Genomic DNA, 17,665 nt, shown 5'->3' with positions numbered 1-17,665 from the left:
ATGGCCAAGGACCTCCCGGCAAAACGCTACTGGATCGTCGGTGCAAGCGAGGGGCTTGGCCGCGCACTGGCCGAGGCGCTGGATGCGCGCGGTGCGTCCCTGATCCTATCGGCGCGAAGCGAAGATCGGCTGAAAGACCTTGCCTCGGGCCTGCGCGACGCGACCGTGGTTCCGATTGACGTCACAGACCCTGAATCAGTGTCTAACGCGGCCAAAAGCGCGGGGGAATTCGACGGGTTCATCTATTCGGTCGGTGCCTACGAGCCGATGAAATCGACGGAATGGGATGGCGACGCGGCGCGGATGATGGTTGCGACCAACATCACCGGGTGCCTCAACGTGCTGGGGGAAGTCGTGCCGCGTTTCGTTGAGATGAACCGGGGTCACATCGCGCTCATCGGGTCGCTCTCGGGCTTTCGTGGTCTGCCCGGTGCCGTCGGCTATGGCCTGTCCAAAGCTGCGGTCATGCACACGGCTGAAAACCTTCGCATCGACCTGTCAAAAACCGACATTCTCGTTCAGCGGATGAACCCCGGCTTCATCAAGACGCGCCTGACGGAGAAGAACGAGTTCAACATGCCGCAACTGATGGAACCGGACGTGGCCGCCGCCCTTGTGCTCAAGGCCATCGACAAGCGGGTGTTTTCCTACAGCTTCCCCAAACCGTTCTCGCTCATGTTCACGGTTGGGCAACACCTGCCGATTTCGTGGTTCCACGGATTGTTCAAAGGGATGGTCTGACCGGGTTCACACAAGCGGGACGGTCATCGCCTTGATGACGGGGGCCGTGTCCGGCCGCTTACCGCGCCACCATGCAAAGGCTTCGGCGGCCTGTTCGACCAGCATACCGACCCCGTCCGCAACCTGCGCGCCACGCGCTTCGGCCTTTGCGAGGAATGGGGTCAGCCCCTTTCCGTAGACCAGATCATAGGCCAGCCGCGCCCCTTCAAACACCGTGTCGGGCAGCGGCGGGGCTTTGCCCGTCAGGCTAAGGGTGGTCGAGTTCAGGACAATGTCGAAGAACCCCGACAGGTTCTCATAAGACACCGCGCGGACCGGCCCCCGGTCCCCCAGAAGCGCCTCGATCTCATGCCCTTTGGCGACCGTGCGGTTCGCAATGGTGATCTCGGCCCCCTGTGCAAGGAACGGGGCCACCGCCCCGCGCGTCGCGCCGCCTGCGCCCGCGAAAAGGACGCGAGCACCGGAAAGCGGGACGCCCAGATTTCGGGTGATATCGCGCACCAGACCCACACCGTCGGTATTGTCAGCTTCGATCCTGCCGTCCACGAAGCGCAGCGTATTGGCCGCCCCGCAGATCCGAGCGGCGTCTTTCGCGTGGTCGGCCAGACTGAAGGCTTCAAGCTTGAACGGCACGGTGACGTTGGCGCCGACTCCGCCTTCGTCGATGAACAGGCGCAATGCGGACTCGAACCGATCGACCGGTGCTTCGATCGCCTCATAGGTCAGATCTTCGCCGAACTGCCGGGCGAATTCGGTGTGGATGAAGGGGGATTTGGTGTGGCCAAGCGGGTGACCGAACACCGCGTAACGGTCGGTCATGCGAGAAGTGTCGCCATCCGCCGCACGGCAAATTCGTAGCCTTCGACACCACAGCCGACGATCACGCCCTGAGCGCGGGCCGAAATGTAGGAATGGTGCCGGAACGGCTCGCGCGCATGGATGTTCGAGATGTGAACCTCGATCACCGGACCTTCGAACGTGTTGAGCGCGTCGAGGATCGCGACCGACGTGTGGGTGTAGGCTCCGGCGTTGATGACGATCCCCGCAGCTTCTTCACGGGCGCGATGTATCTGCTCGACAATCTCGCCTTCGTGGTTCGATTGAAAAAGCTCGGTTGAAAGGCCCAGATCGGCGGCGAGTTCGGCGCAGGCCCTTTCGACATCGGCCAGTGTGTCGGCGCCATAGATTTCCGGCTGGCGCTTGCCCAGCAGGTTGAGGTTCGGCCCGTTCAGAATGTGGATCGTCTTCGACATATGCTCCGCCCTTCAAGTTGGCGTCGCATAGCATGGGTTTTCGCAAAGGCCGAGACGAAACCGCCTGTTTTCCTGCTACCCGTGGCGAATTGGTCAGAACCAGCGGCCAATGGCGATCAGGTTCACATCGGGTGCCACGGTATCGTCGCCGATCAGGTCGAAGCTTTCGATGTCCACCGATGTTGCAGATTGCGCGGAAATCGTCGCCACAGCGGGGGCCGAGCCGAGGATCGAGGCGGTGACGCTGTAGGTTCCCGAAGCGAAGGGTTCGGGAAGGGTCCAAGTGGCGGCGGCACCGGATGCGGTCTGGAACTCTGATATCTGGCAGATCAGGGTGCCATCGGCCAATTTCGTGAAGCTGCCGTTCGTGCCTGACCCGGTTTCGAAAACGGCGTCGCCCGGACCTGCCGGGTTCGCGACCGTTCCCACCATGTTCGCAGTGGTCACAACGCCTTCTCCGGGGCCGACCTTCAAGACCTCGTCCCACGACGACCCGTCCCCGCTGACCTTGATCGAGAAGCTGTCGTTCCCGGCGATGCCCATCTCGGCACGTCCCGACCAGTTCGTCTGGAACAAAAGCGATGCCGTATCCGACACGCCCGCCTTGTTGATCTTGAGCTGGTGGCCGGACCCCTCGTGGGTGAGAAGCGTCGCGGGGGACTGAACCGCAAGCCGATTGGTGCCGTCGGAGGTCGTGTTGATGCCGACTCCCGCTACGTTGTCCAGATCGACCGACGCGGTGGCGAGTGCCCAGTCCGAACCGTCGTGGATGTAGATGTCGGTTCCGCCTGCGACCGTGGCGATCCAGCCCGACTTGGGCGTCTGGAAATACCATGCCGCATCGAACCATGTCGCGACCTCGCCGTCGTGGCCCGCCCAGTCGCCCGAGGCGCTTGCGCCGATTGCGTGGGCTTCGCCGTTCGCGGGCGTTGACGGAGGGGTCGTCGTGCCGATGGAGGCCAAGGTCAGCTGAACGAGCGTGTCCAACAAGCGAAGTGCTTCGTTGTGGGTCACGTGTTTTTGGGCCTGCGCGGGTTGCAAAAAGGGCAGCGTGAGCCGTGGGGAAGCCTGGGTCATGTGGGGTCTCGCACTATGTCGGTCTTTCCGATTTCTACGAGATCGCGGTTTGCCGGGTGTGACATCGTCGGCTGCCCCGTTAACCCGTTGTTAACCAAAGACTCGTTCGACTTTTCACGCTTCGCGAACGGGCACGGACTAACCCATTGATCATGATAAACTATTTAGAATGATGTGGGTAACCCTACCTTGCGGAAATTAAAGACTATGTTAAAAGTCAACTTCTGAGGGCAGTGGAAAATTGGGTATGAGCGAGCAGAAAAATGAAAGACGAAAAGCTGCGCAAGACCTGGAAGCAGGACGCAGAGGGCGTTAAACACGACATCCTGATGGTCGCGATGGACGAATTCGCGGACCACGGGCTTGCCGGTGCCCGGATCGACGAAATCGCCGAAAAGACGAAAACGTCGAAACGTATGATCTACTACTACTTCGGTGACAAGGAAGGGCTGTATCTGGCCGCGCTCGAGGCCGCATATGCGCGTGTGCGCGGCGGTGAGGAAAACATCGAAATCGACGCGCTCGGCCCCGTCGAGGCGATGCAGGAACTCGTCCGGTTCACCTTCGACCATCACAGATCGCAGCCGAACCTCGTCCGCATGGTGATGAACGAGAACGTCAACCATGCGGCCTATCTCAAAAAGTCGGACTTCATTCGCGATCTCAACCTGATGTCGCTCAGGCGTATCAGTCAGGTTCTCGAACGCGGTCAGGCCGAAGGCATCTTCCGCACCGATGTGGACGGACGGTTCCTGCATTGGCAGATTCAGGCGCAGTGTTTTTACAACGTTGCGAACCGGCCGAGCTATTCGACGAAGTTCGGCGGCGAATTCTTCACGGACGAGGGCCAGAAGCGCGTGCGTGAACTGATCGTCGAGTCGGTCATCGCGTTTCTGAAAGGCTAGCGCGACCCACGAACAGAAAGCTGCGCCGTCCTGCGGGCGGCAAATCCGCTCCGCGCGTCCTGATACGATGCGCGGAGTGCCTCGTTCGGCGCTATGGTCTCGCTAATCGCCGGGGGCGTCAGAACGTCGGTCGCTTTCGCGCCGGTCGTCATCATCCCCAAGCGTGCAGCCCCGAATGCAGCCCCGAAATCCCCATCCGCGGGTCGTTTGATTTCGACGCCGAGGATGGTTGCGATCAGTTCCAGCCAGTATCGCGACCGTGAGCCGCCCCCGACAGCCAGTATCGACGACAGCCGGGTTCCGGCGGCTTCGAGCGCGTCGAGGTTTTCGGCGAGGGCGAAGGCGACCCCTTCAAGAACGGCATGGGTCATGGCTGCGCGATCCGTGGCGTGTGTCATCCCGTCGAAGCTGCCCACAAGGTGCGGGTCGTTGTGCGGCGTGCGTTCGCCGGACAGGTAGGGCAGGAACCGCACCTGCCCCGGACCGCGAAGGTCCGCGCCAAGCGCATCGGTCAGCGCCTTCGCCGGATGCCCGGTGATCCCGGCGAACCAATCCAGTGCCGAGGCCGCCGACAGGATCACCCCCATCTGGTGCCAAGTGTTCGGCAGGGCATGGCAGAACGTGTGAACCGCGCTCGCGGCATTCGGGCGGTATCCTTCCGTCGCGGCGAAGAGCACACCTGACGTTCCAAGCGACACGAACCCGTCGCCTTCCCCGACCACGCCGACACCGATGGCCGTCGCCGCGTTGTCACCGGCGCCGCCTGCCACGGGAAGACCGGGTTTCATGCTCCACCGCGCGGCGAGCGATTCCCGCAACCCGCCCGACGGCTCGGTCCCTTCGACGAGTCGGGGCATATGCTCCCGCCGCAATCCGGTTGCAGCCAGCAAAGGTTGGGACCAGTCGCGTTTCTGCATATCGAGCCAAGCGGTACCTGCGGCGTCCGACATCTCGCTCACCCGTTCGCCAGTCAGCCAAAGGCGCAGGTAATCCTTGGGCAAGAGCACGGTTGCGATGTCTGCGAATGCAGCCGGTTCATGAGTTCGGAGCCAGGCGAGCTTAGGGGCGGTGAAACCCGGGAACACCACATTCCCGGTCAGCTCCCGAAACCGCGGATCGCTGTCCAGAGCGCCCGCTTCGGCATGGCTCCGTGTGTCGTTCCACAGAACGGCGGGGCGGATCACGTCATCCGACGCTTCCAGCAACGTGGCGCCGTGCATCTGGCCGGACAATCCGATCCCCTGCACCTTCTCGAGTCCGCCATTCACGGCGAGGCTGTCGAGCACGGTCTTTGTCGCCTTGATCCAGTCTGCCGGGTCTTGCTCGGACCAAAGATCGGCCGGACGGGACACAGACAGGGGCGCGGTCGCTTGCGCGACGATGCGTTGATCGTCGTCCAGCACAACGGCTTTGACACCTGAGGTGCCCAGATCGATACCAAGATACATGACTACTCCTGCAACCTGGCGATTTCGGCGCGATGCTCCTGCATCAGACGATGGACTCGGCGGTCCCGCGCGACATCGGCGGCCCTTGCGGGGTTCGGTTCTAGGGTTCTGATCGCTGGTGTCATCCGGTGACTGGCGTCGTCCATGTCACCAGCCCAGCCTGCCGCGACAGCACCGGCCATTGCCGTGCCCAGAAGCACCGCGTCGACCCCGACAGGCAGGATCAGCGTGTTGTCCGTCACATCGGCGAACAACTGCGCGATCAGATCGCTTTGCATGAGCCCCCCGGTCGCTGCAATCGCGCGCGCCTCCAACCCCGATGCGCCGAAGCGGTCGATCACATCACCGATGGAAATGGCGAGGGCGACGGCCGTTCGCCAATAGAGCGCGGCAAGGGCGGACAGGGACGAATCAAGCCGAAGACCGTGAACGACGCCACGCCAGCGGGGGTCACCCACCGGCCCACGACTTCCGACGAAGTCCGGTAGCACATGCAGGTCGGACGCGAAAACATGGCCCCGACGGACCAGACGTGTCTCTATTTCAGCAATAACGGCAGGGTGCCCGATCTTCGAGCCGCCGATCTCCGGCCAATGGATCAGCACGTGGTCGAGCAAAGCGCCCGCGTTCGTGATCCCGCCTTCGTGGCTAGTCAGGCCCGCCGTGGGCACATCCCGGAACGGCCCCCAGAGGCCATCGAGTGACACGGCGTCCGGGCGAAGGGCAATGACGCTTGCCGAGGTTCCGGCGATCAATGTCAGAGCGTCCGGCACCTCTGCCGCGAGCGCCATGGACCGACAGCCCATCGCCCCCGCGTAGCCGTCGATCATGCCCACTGCGACCGGGATGCCAGAGGACACTCCCATGTCACTGGCCGCTTCAGGGGACAGGTTCCCCGCCACGCTTCCGACCGGCCGCACGGGCGTGGCCCAGCCGGAAGTCGCGCGCAGATCGTCAAGCCCGAGGCGGTCCAACAATACGTCATCCCATCCCTCCCGCGATGACCACGGCCATTTCGCCCCCAACGCCGAGACGGAACGGGAAACGGCGCCGGTCGCGCGGAATGCGAGCCAGTCCGGCAGATCGAGCGCCGTGGAGAAACGGGACCAGACATCCGGGCATGTCTCGCGAAGCCACATCAGCTTGGGCAGTTGCATTTCGGGCGACATCACGCCGCCTAAAAGGTCGACGGTTCGGCCACCGACACGGGTGCAGGCCTCGGCCTGCGACACGGCGCGTCGATCGAACCATGCGAAGGTGTCCGTGCCGTCATCGCCGAACGGCAAACCATCACCTTCCCGGTCCATGATTACGAGCGAGCAGGTGCCGTCGAACGCGACAGCCCCGACGTCGCGCGCATCGACTCCGGCGGCCGACCGCGCGAGGCGGACGGCGCGGCAGACCGCGGACCAGATCTGGGCCGAGTGATATGCGCCAAGACCGTCGGGTTCGACGGTCACATGAATCGGCGCGACTTCCCGCGCCGACATATGGCCGTGCGCGTCGAAAAACGCCGCTCGGGCCGAGCGGGTGCCAACATCGACGGCACAGACGAATTTCGCCATGTCCTCCCCCGGATCAGGCCGTGACTTCGATCAGCGACGGCAAGTCGCTCATATGTTCGATGATCGCATCCGGGCCAGCCGATGCAACGGCGGTTTTCAAGTCCGCCGGCTTGGCGTGACTGCCACCGACGAAACCGACGACGGACATGCCCGCAGCCTTGGCCGCACCGATACCTGCCGGGCTATCCTCGATCACGAGGCAATCGCCCGGCGACACACCCATTTCCCGCGCGGCATGAAGGAACAGGTCCGGCGCCGGCTTGCCGTTGTCGACCATCGCGGCGCTGAACAGGTGGGGGTCGAACAGGTCGATCAGGCCGGTCAGGGTCAGCGACAACCTGATGCGATCCGGCTGACTGGAAGATGCGACGCACCGTTCGATGTTCAATGCTTCGATCGCCGCGCGGGCACCCGAAACAGGCTCTAATTCAGCCCGAAACCGCTCGAACACCCGACGACGCAACGCCTCCCTGTGTTCGCTCGTAAGTTCGAGCCCTTTCTCATCACGTATCCAATCCGCATTCGACGCGATGGACCGGCCCAGCAGGTGCCGATACCCTTCGGCTTCGGTGACGTCGATCCCGGCCTCGTGCAAGACGTCAAGCATGACCGAGAGCGAGATCGGCTCACTATCCACAAGAACGCCGTCGCAATCGAAGATCACAAGTCGCGGTTTTGCGTTCAAAGCCATCGGTCAGGTTGCAAGATAGTGTTCGAGCGTCGCGACGGTTCCGCGCGACCACAACATGTCGAGCCATTGCGCAAAGGCCGCAGAAAACCGCGGGTCCGATCCAACGGCGCCGTAAACCGCCTCCTGATCGAGCCACGCTTGCGGGTTATCCTTGGCGGCTTGAGCCACGCGAACCAGCGTGTCCCAGTTCGGGTCGTTGGGTGCAATCGCGCGACCGGACTCGTCTACCGCCGCGCAATACCGGCACCACAAGGCGGATTCCAGCGCGAGACCGGAAATCGAAGCCCCCTTGGCGATGGCGTCACGAATGACCGGGACGATGAACTTTGGTTGCCGGTTCGATCCATCAAGGCACAGCCGCTGGATGGTGTCGCCGATCTTGGGGTTCGAAAACCGCTGTTCGATCAGGTCGAAATAGGCGTTCGTATCGGTTTCCGGCACCGGCGGCACCATCGGGATGATCTCGGTCTCTACCAGCTTTCGCAGGAACGCGCGGATCAGCGGGTGCTCCATCGCTTCGTGGACATAGTGAATGCCCATCAGGCCGCCGGGATAGGCTATCGTCGCATGGCCGCCGTTGAGAATGCGGAGCTTCATCAGCTCGAATGGCGACACATCGTCGACGAACTGGACCCCCACCTTCTCGAAGTCAGGGCGACCGAGCGAGAAGTTGTCTTCGAGCACCCACTGCGTGAACCCCTCGCAAAAGACCGGGCAACCGTCTTCGACACCGAACTCACGTTCAAGGATCTCGCGCTCGCGGTCGGTGGTTGCCGGGGTGATCCTGTCGACCATGCCGTTCGGAAAGGCGACGTTCGACGCGATCCAATCGGCGAAGTCGGGATCGGAGAGCTTTGCGAGACCCACGAGCGCGTTTTTCGTCACCGTGCCGTTGTGGGGAATGTTGTCGCAGGACATGACGGTGAACGGCGGGTGTCCTGCACGGCTCCTCGCGCGCAGACCCGCCAGAATCATTCCGAACACGGTCTTGGGGCTTTCGGGGTTGGTCCCATCCGCCTGTATCGCGGGATGCGACGGGTCGAACTTGTCCGAAGAATCAAGGAAATATCCGCCCTCGGTGATCGTGAGCGACACGATCCGAATATCCGGCTGCGCCATCCGAGCGACAATCGCATCTGCATCGGCAGGTTCAATAAAATCGATCATCGAACCGAGGACGCGAGCCTCGGATCGGTCTGCTTCCTGCTCGACAAGCGTCGTCAGCCAGTCCTGCCTTTGCAGGACATCCTTCCCCTTGCGTTCGCCCTCGAACACACCAGCCCCGACAATGGCCCAATCGTGGCTCTCACCCGCCGCGAAAAGACGATCGAGATATTCGGCCTGGTGGGCGCGGTGGAAATTTCCGACGCCGAAATGCAGGATCCCCGCCGAAAGATTTTCGCGCGCATATGCCGGGCGACCCACGGACACAGGAAGCATATCAAGGTTCGTTAGAGACAGTTTTACAGCCATAGGCTCAGCTCATCCAGTTCCCGCCGTCGACGTTGTAGGTCTGAGCGACGATGTAGTTTGCCTCGTCCGTGGCGAGGAAGATCGCCATGCCGGTCAGATCGTCGGCTGTGCCCATTCGTCCGAATGGCACCGCCTCACCGACCTCGCGCTTCTTCTGGCCGAGGGGTTTGTTTTCGTGTTTCGCGAAAAAGGCATCCACGCCGTCCCAGTGCTCACCGTCGACCACGCCGGGCGCGATGGCGTTCACGTTGATCCCGTGCTCGATCAGGTTCAGCCCTGCGGATTGGGTCAGTGAAATGACCGCGGCCTTCGACGCGCAGTAGACACCGACCAGCGGTTCGCCGCGACGTCCGGCCTGCGACGCCATGTTGATGATTTTCCCACCCCGTCCGCGTTCGATCATGTGCTTCGCGACGGCCTGAAGCGTAAAGAGCGTCCCGGCCACATTGATCGACATGACACGGTCGAAATCCGCTCGGTCGATCTCGACGATGGGCGCAGCGGTGAAGATCGCGGCGTTGTTGATGAGGATGTCGATTTGCCCGAATTGCGCGATGGTTTCTGCCACGCCTGCGTCGATCGAGGCTTGATCGGTCACGTCCAACTCGACGGCGTGGGCCGCTGCACCGATCTCCGTCGCCGCCGCACGCGCGCGAATGATGTCGATATCGGCAATCGCCACCCGCGCGCCTTCGCGCACGAACGCCTTGGCGAAGGCGAGGCCGATCCCGCGCGCCGATCCCGTGATCAGCGCCGTTTTGCCGTCGAGGCGTTTCATCCGATGCGCAGCCCCTGAGCGTCGAAGCGGTGGATCTTCGTGGCGTCGGGGGTGAGGAAAACGGTGTCGCCGTGCTTGACCCCGAACTCGCCGCCGACGCGCACGGTCATGGTGTCGGCGAGGCCCGTTTCGGTGACGTGCAGATAGGTGTCGGAACCCAGATGCTCGGAAACCGTCACCGTTCCCTTCCATTCGCCCGCGTCTTTCGATGCCGCCAGATGTTCCGGCCGGATACCGATGGTGTGCGCGTCGTGCTTGGCGGCCTCGGCGCCTTCGATCATGTTCATCTTGGGCGAACCGATGAAGCCCGCGACGAAGATGTTGCGCGGCGCGTTGTAAAGTTCCAGCGGACTTCCGACCTGCTCGATCACGCCTTTCTGGAGCACGACGATCTTGTCGGCCATGGTCATGGCTTCGACCTGATCGTGCGTCACGTAGATCATGGTGGTCTTGAGCCGTTCGTGAAGTTCGGAAATCTCCAACCGCATCCCCACGCGCAGCGCCGCGTCGAGATTCGAGAGCGGTTCGTCGAACAGGAACGCCGCCGGTTCGCGCACGATGGCGCGTCCGATGGCGACGCGCTGACGTTGACCGCCCGACAGTTGGCCGGGCCGCCGGTCGAGGTAGTCGGTCAGGTTCAGCACCCGCGCCGCATCCTCGATCTTGCGGTTCTGCTCGGCCTCGGGGATGCCAGCCATCTTCATCGGAAAGGCGATATTCTTGCGCACCGACATGTGCGGGTAAAGCGCGTAGGACTGGAACACCATCGCAAGGCCCCGCTTGGCGGGCGGCAGGTGCGTGGCGGGCTGTTTGTCGATGCGAATTTCGCCCGACGACACATCCTCAAGCCCCGCAATGAGCCGGAGTAGGGTCGATTTCCCGCAGCCCGACGGGCCGACGAATACGACGAATTCACCGTCGTCGATGGTCAGGTCCAAGGGCGGGATCACCTCAACCTCGCCGAAGGCCTTGGTCACTTTATCAAGCGTAATGCGTCCCATGGTCTTTTCCTTATTTCACCGCGCCGAAGGTCAGACCCCGGACGAGTTGTTTCTGGCTGAACCAGCCCATGATGAGGATCGGCGCGATGGCCATGATCGAGGCCGCCGAGAGTTTCGCGTAAAACAGCCCCTCGGGGGACGAATAGCTGGCGATGAACGCGGTCAGCGGCGCGGCCTTGGCAGCGGTCAGCGTGAGCGTCCAGAACGCCTCGTTCCAGGCGAGGATGATGTTCAGAAGCAGGGTCGAGGCGATGCCCGGCACGGCCATCGGCAGGAGGACATAAATCACCTCTTCCCGCAGCGAAGCGCCGTCCATCCGCGCGGCTTCCAGAATCTCGCCCGGAATCTCGCGGAAGTAGGTGTAGAGCATCCAGATGATGATCGGCAGGTTGATCATCATGAGGATGAAGACCAGCGCGATGCGCGTATCCAGCAGCCCGAGGTTCTGACAGATCAGATAGATCGGGAGCAGAACGCCGACCGGCGGAAGCATCTTCGTGGACAGCATCCACATCAGCACGTCCTTGGTCCGCTTGCCGGGCACGAAGGCCATCGCCCAGGCGCTTGGCACGGCGATGATGAGACCCAGAACGGTGGAGCCGACCGAGATCACGACCGAGTTCCAGAAGTGGCGGAAGTAGTTCGACCGCTCCTGCACCGTCGCGTAGCTCTCGAACGTCCATGTCGAGGTGATGACCTCGAGCGGCGATTTGATCGCGTCGCCTTCCGAATGGAAGGACAGGATGAAGATCCACAGGATCGGGAAGAAGATCAGAAGCCCGACGATCCATGCGATCAGGGTGTTGATCGCCTTGCGTTGTGTGGTGACTGCGCGTGCCATGTGTCCCCCCTCAGGCGTCAAGGTTCTTGCCGATCATCCGCATGAGGAAGATCGCGACGATGTTGGCGAGGATGATGGCGATGACGCCACCGGCGGAGCCTGCACCCACGTCGAAGCTCAAAAGGCTTTCCTTGTAGATGAGGAAGGTCAGGTTGGTCGACGCGTTGCCCGGCCCGCCGTTCGTCGTGACGAAGATCTCGGCGAAGATCGACAGCAGGAAGATCGTCTGGATCAGCACGACGACGGTGATCGCGCGGGCGAGGTGGGGCAGGGTGATGTAGAAGAACCGGCTGAACGGTCCGGCCCCGTCCATCTCGGCGGCCTCCAGCTGCTCGCTGTCGAGCGACTGGATCGCGGTCAGAAGGATCAGTGTCGCGAAAGGCAGCCACTGCCAGCTCACGATTCCGATGATCGAGGCGAGCGGGGCTTGGCTGAGAAAATCGAAAGGCTCTAACCCTAGCCCTTTCGCCAGATATCCGAACAACCCGTTCACGGGGTTCATGAACATGTTCTTCCAGACCAGTGCCGACACCGTGGGCATGACGAAGAAGGGCGCGATGACCAGAATACGGACGATCCCCTGGCCCCACATTTCGAGATTGAGCAGCAGGGCGAGGAGCACGCCCCCGATCACGGTGATGAGCAGGACACCCCCGACCAACAGCAGCGTGTTGATGAGTGCGGTGGCAAAGGCGGGGTTGGTGATGAAGAACTCATAGTTCTCCCAGCCGACGAAGGGCCGCGCCCCCGGCATCAGAAGGTTGTAGCGCAGAAGCGAGAAATAGATCGTCAGGCCCAGCGGGATCAGCATCCAGCCCAAAAGCAGGATGACGGATGGCGAGATCATCGCCCGGGCCGCGGTTCTGGATGCTTTGGTGGCCATGTTCTGCCCTCGCCCATTGGAACAGTTCCGAAGGAATGACCCCGATGGGCCATCGCCACGACACTGTCGCATATGCGTCGGGGCCGGCCCGAAGGCCGACCCCAGTCGGGAGGATTACTCGATGTAGCCCGCGCGCTTCATCTCACGCTCGGTCAGCGCCTGAGCCTGAGCCAGCGCATCTTCCGCCGACATCTGGCCCGCCAGCGCGGCCGAGAAGGTCTGGCCGACGGCGGTGCCGATCGACTGGAACTCCGGGATCGCGACGAACTGAACGCCGGTGTAGGGCACTTCGTCCACGGTCGGTGCGGTGGGGTCCGCCGCGTTGATCGATTCCAGCGTCATCTGCGCGAACGGAACTTCCTGATACTCGGGGTTCTCGTAAAGCGAGGTGCGCGTGCCCGGCGGGACGTTGGCCCAGCCTTCGTTCTCGGCGACCAGCGCGGTGTAGTCCTTGGAGGTCGCCCAAGCGATGAATTGCTTGGCCGCATCCGGGTTGTCGGACCCGGCGGGAACCGCAAGCGACCATGCCCAGAGCCAGTTGCCACGCTTGCCCAGCCCGTTGTCGGGGGCCAGCGCGAAGCCGACCTTGTCGGCGACGGTGGAATCGTTCGGGTTGGTCACGAACGAAGCGGCGACGGTGGCGTCGATCCACATGCCGCACTTGCCCTGCTGGAACAGCGCGAGGTTTTCGTTGAACCCGTTGCCGGACGCGCCCGGCGGGCCGTAGCTGTTCATGAGGTCGAGATAGTCGTTCAGCGTGTTCGCCCATGCTTCGCTGTCGAACTGCGGGTTCCAGTCCATGTCGAACCAGCGCGCGCCGTAAGAGTTGGACATGGCGGTCAGGAACGCCATGTTCTCGCCCCAGCCCGCCTTGCCGCGCAGGCAGATGCCGTAAACTTCGTTGTCCTTGTCGGTCATCGCCGCCGCGGCTTCCTTGATGAAGTCCCAGGTCGGCGCGTCAGGCATTTCCAGCCCGGCGGCTTCCATCAGGTCGGTGCGATACATCACCATCGAGGATTCACCGTAGAACGGTGCGGCATAAAGCTCGCCATCGACGGTCAGGCCGCCGCGGATCGCGGGCAGAATATCATCGACGTCATACTCGGCGGGAAGATCGTTCAGCGACACGAGCCAATCCTGCGCCCCCCAGATCGGAACTTCGTAGGTGCCGATGGTCATGACGTCGAACTGGCCGCCGTTGGTGGCGATGTCCTGCGTGACGCGCTGACGCAGCACGTTCTCTTCCAGCGTGACCCATTCCAGAGCAATGCCGGTCTCTTCCGTGAACGCGTCGGCCAGACCCTGCATACGGATCATGTCGCCGTTGTTCACGGTCGCGATGGTGAGTGTGGTGTCCTGTGCGCTGGCGGCGAAACCGGCAGCCGTAAGTGCGGTCGCGCCCAAAAGCGCGCGGATCATGGTCGTCATGATATCCTCCCAAAATTGAAATGAGCAATTGCTACGCTCGTTGGCAATTATTCATTCAGGCGCGACTCACGTCAACGCACATTCCGCTCTGCACCGCAGAGAGAACAGTCAACACCCTGTAAATGCGGTTGAAAAAGGTCTACGGCGCTTGTGTTAGCGCAATCGCAGTTTCCTCGTCCGTAATCAGACCATTCACCAATCGGCCCCGGAGCGCACCGCGAATCGCGGCGAGTTTGTCGGGCCCGTGCGCACTCGCGATCGTCGGGCGGGGCGGCGAAGGTTCCATGACCGCAGAACTGACGCGATCGTTGATCCGGTCGTCGATGAGCGTGCCGTTTTCGTCGAAAACCCAGCCGATCACCTCGCCCACGGCACCCTTCTCGACAAGACGCGATTGATCTTCGGCCGAGATGAAGCCGTCCATGAGCAAGGGGGAGGGGTCGGTCATCGGGCCGACCCCGACGAAGCGAACATCGGTCCGCGCCGCAAGATCCCGTGCGGTCTGCACCGTCTTCTGGCCCAGCAGCGTCTCGCGCTCATCCGTCGAGGCCGAGATGACGGGCATCGGCATCGGAAAGGTCGAGGCGCTGACCTTGTCGGTGATGGTGAACAGGACGTTGTAATGCGCGGTCGATCCATCCGGCGCGATGTTGCCCGTCAACGACACGATCCGGTGTTGCGCGCAGTCGATATGCGGCAGGTGCTCGATCGCACCGCGCAATGTGCGCCCAGTGCCGAGACCGATCACCATCGGCGTGTCGCGCATCAACCAGCTTTCGATCATGTCACCCGTCGCGACAGCGACGGCGACACCGCTTTCCGAGGGCGTTGTGAGCGATGGAACCACCTCACACGCCTCCAGACCGAAGGTCGCCTGCAAGTCCTGCGCCAGACCCATGCATCGCGCGATGGGGTGGTCGATACGGACCTTGATAAGCCCGGCCGCATGGGCCTGCGACAGCAGGCGCTGGGCAGATTGACGGGAAATTCCCATGATCTGCGCGATCTCGTCCTGCTTCTTGCCGGCGATATAGGACAACCAAGCAGCGCGTGCCGCGTCGTCCAGTTTTCGGTCCATCGAGTTCATAGGTTAGTCCCGTAACGCTACCGCAATGGTCGCGGCAATCGCGGCCTTTGACAAGGCGTGCCACCTGTCCAAGGTCCGATCCGATTGACAGACAGGCCCGGACCCGCCTTTGTGAGCGGCATGTTTCAGCGCCTTTCGTCTTTCATTCTGGCCATGTTTTTTCCGGCGATTGCCGTCGCGCAGGACGCGGGCGAAACCTTTCGCGATTGGTCCGTCGCCCGGAATTCGGCGGGATGCATCGCGGTCATCAGCGTTGGGTTGCGGGAAGCGGACTCGGGCCTTTTGACCGTCGCGCTCCTGCCCGGTCCGAACGACGACACGCCGTCCATCATGACGGTGCGCGTGCCCTTGGGTGCCGCCTTGAACCAGCCGCTGACCTATACCTATCCACGCGGGGATGAGGCCGTGGGCCTGGAATGGCAAAGTTGTAGCGACCGGACTTGCCTCGCCTCTGGACCCGTCAGCAAGCCGGAACTCGACAAACTGAAGCGTGCAAACCGGATTTTCTTTGGCTTTCAACCGCTTCCGGGCGCGCGCCCCCTGATCGTTCCGGTGTCGCTGCTCGGCGTGACACGGGCCTGGGACGCCGCTCAGGCCTGCGAACAAGCGAACTGAGCGCGGATGGCGTCGAGCACGACACGGGGCGATTGATAGAACAAAAGCTGTCCGGCCTCGTCCAGCACGGTCAGTTCGGCGCGACGCCCCAAGGATCGTGAAAATTCGCGCACCGAGTCGACGGTCACGACGCTGTCGTGCGCGCCGTGGATCAGGTGAACGGGCGCGTCCGAACCGGCTGTCAGGTGGGACCAGTCGCGCACGACCTGATGGCTGTCGATTTCGAACGCGCGGTGCCCCTGTCGAACGGTGAACTGGTAGCCGTCGAGGATAAGGCGTCTGATCTCAGGGTCTTGCGTGACCTTGAAGTCGACCGGCGCGTTTTCGTAGAGCGACGTGAGGAACCGTTTGTCTCCGCCACTCTTGAGTTGATGGATTCCGGCGCGCAGCACATATGGCAGCATGTTCGGTGCATGAAGCGCGGTAAAAGCGACCAGCCGTTGCCGCCGTGTCATCGCGCTGATCTGTTTGCGGGATGTGATGGGCACACCGCCCGACACGCAGACGATCCCCCGCGGCTCGCACACCTGCGCCGCCGCGAAGGCATAGACGGACCCGGCCATGTGGCCGACGACCACGGGCTGTGTCACGCCGAGCTGCCCGCAGACCTGTTTCAGATCCCGCGCAAAGCGTTGGGGCGCTTCGGAAAAAGGCCCGGGGTCGGGGTCGGATTGGCCGAAGCTGGGCCTGTGGGGGCAGATGAACCGAAGATTATATTCGGCAAGCAACTCCTGCGCGCTGCGGGTAAAGGCCGTGCCGTCCAGCATCCCGTGCAGGAAAATGACCGGATCTCCGGTCTCGGGCCCATGAAACTCAAGGTCCATGCGCCGATCTCCGATCCGCGCCGTCGCGATGCGCCCTTCCGGCCCCAGCGTTTCTTCGCGCTTCAGATCGTGCCGCTCGGCCAAACGCCGGATGTTGTTCAAAAGCGCGGTCAGCTCGCCCTGCGCATTCGTGCCGGTCTTGGACATGATCTTTTTGACCTGCGTGCGCACGGTGGCGACCGACGCTCCGCGCCGCTCGGCGATCGTTGCGGGCGGCAGACCCTCGGCCACCAGCCCGGCCACTTCGCATTCCGAAGCCGACAGGCCGTAGCTATCGGTCAACATTTGCGACGCAAGCGGCGGCCACACCGGTTCCAGCCCGGCCACGAGGATGACATCCGTGCTTCCCGCATAACGGAAACGCTCGGCCCTGAGGTGGATCGGCTTTCCGCCATTCGGGGCCTGTAGCTGCAACAGCAAAGGGGCCCGCATCTCGGAAAGGTCGCTCGACAGATCAGCGACCAGCGCCTTGAGCGCGGCGGCCTGATGCGGGGGCAAGGGCAGCCGATCCACGGCGTCACGGCGCTGCAATCCTAGCGCGTCGGCCGAGGCGCCATTGCGCCAGACGACCTGACCCGACGCGTCGATCAGGAACTGCGGTGCGCCGATCTGGGACACCAGTTGACCGGGCGCCGGGGCCGTCTGCGGCGCGCGTTCGATTAGCTGCGAAGCGATCTCGAAATGCTTTTCGAATTCAGGCGCTTGGAAGGTCGGATCGGAATCCTTCAAGGCCTCGAGCGCGGCCAGACGCTGCGAGACGTATCCATCCCATTCGAGCATGAACGCGTCATAAGATCCGGGCTCCAACGCGGCCCGATAAATCGATTCGATCAAGCTGTCCGGTGTCGAAAAGGGGCCCGGGTCACTCATATTCACCGCCAAAAAATACCGGAACAGCATACACCAATTGCGGTATACGCCAATGAATTTGAGAACTGAGACGGCAATTCCCACCCTTCTGGACGCCGTAGGGCACGGTTATCGTTGACCAAAGGTTACTGAACGCCCGACCCTGAGCCGGTAGATTGCAATTACATTTTGAAGAGGCGCACTTT

At 62.5% G+C, this 17,665-nt stretch carries 17 protein-coding genes; 3 read left to right on the top strand and 14 right to left on the bottom strand.

Translation table 11 applies throughout. The features are described 5' to 3' along the window. The gene (locus FCT00_RS05765) at nucleotides 1-741 is read left to right on the top strand and encodes an SDR family NAD(P)-dependent oxidoreductase (RefSeq protein ID WP_138422192.1); all 741 of its coding nucleotides are present in this window, start codon (nucleotides 1-3) and stop codon (nucleotides 739-741) included. Between the two features lie 6 nt (nucleotides 742-747). Here FCT00_RS05765 and aroE read toward each other — a convergent pair whose 3' ends face one another. From aroE to FCT00_RS05750, 3 genes are all read right to left on the bottom strand, one after another. Beyond that, complete coding sequence (gene aroE, locus FCT00_RS05760; RefSeq protein ID WP_138422191.1) at nucleotides 748-1,560, bottom strand: shikimate dehydrogenase; 813 nt, start codon at nucleotides 1,558-1,560, stop codon at nucleotides 748-750. Beyond that, nucleotides 1,557-1,994: a type II 3-dehydroquinate dehydratase gene (gene aroQ / locus FCT00_RS05755; protein WP_138422190.1), complete on the bottom strand. Its 438-nt coding sequence runs from the start codon at nucleotides 1,992-1,994 to the stop codon at nucleotides 1,557-1,559. The genes aroE and aroQ overlap by 4 nt, the downstream gene beginning before the upstream one ends. A 93-nt stretch (nucleotides 1,995-2,087) precedes the next feature. Beyond that, nucleotides 2,088-3,008: a DUF2793 domain-containing protein gene (locus tag FCT00_RS05750; protein ID WP_235888944.1), complete on the bottom strand. Its 921-nt coding sequence runs from the start codon at nucleotides 3,006-3,008 to the stop codon at nucleotides 2,088-2,090. Between the two features lie 326 nt (nucleotides 3,009-3,334). Between FCT00_RS05750 and FCT00_RS05745 the strand changes: the two genes are divergently transcribed. Further along, a complete protein-coding gene (locus tag FCT00_RS05745; RefSeq protein WP_138422188.1) occupies nucleotides 3,335-3,976 on the top strand; it encodes a TetR/AcrR family transcriptional regulator in 642 nt (213 codons plus the stop codon). On the opposite strand, the gene xylB is transcribed toward FCT00_RS05745, so the two are convergent. The 10 genes from xylB to FCT00_RS05695 all read right to left on the bottom strand — a co-directional run bounded on the left by xylB (nucleotide 3,973) and on the right by FCT00_RS05695 (nucleotide 15,162). After that, nucleotides 3,973-5,424 carry a xylulokinase gene (gene xylB / locus FCT00_RS05740; protein WP_138422187.1) on the bottom strand — a complete coding sequence of 484 codons (1,452 nt, stop codon included), beginning with the start codon at nucleotides 5,422-5,424 and terminating at the stop codon, nucleotides 3,973-3,975. The genes FCT00_RS05745 and xylB overlap by 4 nt on opposite strands. Nucleotides 5,425-5,426: 2 nt before the next feature. Continuing rightward, nucleotides 5,427-6,989 (bottom strand): FGGY-family carbohydrate kinase, encoded by a 1,563-nt coding sequence (locus FCT00_RS05735; protein ID WP_138422186.1) that lies wholly within the window; start codon nucleotides 6,987-6,989, stop codon nucleotides 5,427-5,429. A gap of 13 nt (nucleotides 6,990-7,002) precedes the next feature. Next, the gene (locus tag FCT00_RS05730) at nucleotides 7,003-7,680 is read right to left on the bottom strand and encodes an HAD family hydrolase (protein WP_138422185.1); all 678 of its coding nucleotides are present in this window, start codon (nucleotides 7,678-7,680) and stop codon (nucleotides 7,003-7,005) included. A 3-nt stretch (nucleotides 7,681-7,683) separates the two neighbouring features. After that, nucleotides 7,684-9,120, bottom strand: coding sequence for a mannitol dehydrogenase family protein (locus FCT00_RS05725; protein ID WP_138422184.1), 1,437 nt, complete (start codon nucleotides 9,118-9,120; stop codon nucleotides 7,684-7,686). Nucleotides 9,121-9,157: 37 nt separating this feature from the next. Beyond that, entirely contained in the window at nucleotides 9,158-9,931 is a 774-nt protein-coding gene (locus FCT00_RS05720) for an L-iditol 2-dehydrogenase (RefSeq protein ID WP_138422183.1), read from the bottom strand. Then, on the bottom strand, nucleotides 9,928-10,932 hold the full coding sequence (locus FCT00_RS05715; protein ID WP_138422182.1) for an ABC transporter ATP-binding protein: 1,005 nt from the start codon (nucleotides 10,930-10,932) through the stop codon (nucleotides 9,928-9,930). Before FCT00_RS05715 ends, FCT00_RS05720 begins: the two co-directional genes overlap by 4 nt. A 10-nt stretch (nucleotides 10,933-10,942) precedes the next feature. Further along, complete coding sequence (locus FCT00_RS05710) at nucleotides 10,943-11,773, bottom strand: carbohydrate ABC transporter permease (protein WP_008332599.1); 831 nt, start codon at nucleotides 11,771-11,773, stop codon at nucleotides 10,943-10,945. A 10-nt stretch (nucleotides 11,774-11,783) separates the two neighbouring features. Beyond that, on the bottom strand, nucleotides 11,784-12,656 hold the full coding sequence (locus FCT00_RS05705; protein ID WP_138422181.1) for a carbohydrate ABC transporter permease: 873 nt from the start codon (nucleotides 12,654-12,656) through the stop codon (nucleotides 11,784-11,786). 114 nt (nucleotides 12,657-12,770) lie between these two features. Continuing rightward, entirely contained in the window at nucleotides 12,771-14,084 is a 1,314-nt protein-coding gene (locus FCT00_RS05700) for an ABC transporter substrate-binding protein (protein WP_008332607.1), read from the bottom strand. Nucleotides 14,085-14,223: 139 nt separating this feature from the next. Further along, nucleotides 14,224-15,162 carry a sugar-binding transcriptional regulator gene (locus FCT00_RS05695; RefSeq protein ID WP_328591393.1) on the bottom strand — a complete coding sequence of 313 codons (939 nt, stop codon included), beginning with the start codon at nucleotides 15,160-15,162 and terminating at the stop codon, nucleotides 14,224-14,226. 129 nt (nucleotides 15,163-15,291) lie between these two features. On the opposite strand from FCT00_RS05695, the gene FCT00_RS05690 reads away from it, so the two are divergent. Then, a complete protein-coding gene (locus tag FCT00_RS05690) occupies nucleotides 15,292-15,786 on the top strand; it encodes an invasion associated locus B family protein (RefSeq protein ID WP_138422179.1) in 495 nt (164 codons plus the stop codon). On the opposite strand, the gene FCT00_RS05685 is transcribed toward FCT00_RS05690, so the two are convergent. Beyond that, nucleotides 15,762-17,444, bottom strand: a complete 1,683-nt coding sequence (locus FCT00_RS05685; RefSeq protein ID WP_171042899.1) for an alpha/beta fold hydrolase — start codon at nucleotides 17,442-17,444, stop codon at nucleotides 15,762-15,764. The two genes, FCT00_RS05690 and FCT00_RS05685, sit on opposite strands and share 25 nt — an antisense overlap. Nucleotides 17,445-17,665: the final 221 nt, after the last annotated feature.

This window comes from Maritimibacter alexandrii, from assembly GCF_005871115.1.
Lineage (GTDB): Bacteria > Pseudomonadota > Alphaproteobacteria > Rhodobacterales > Rhodobacteraceae > Maritimibacter > Maritimibacter alkaliphilus.
Note: the sequence above shows the minus strand (reverse complement) of the source record. Positions and strands in the feature narration are given on the sequence as shown.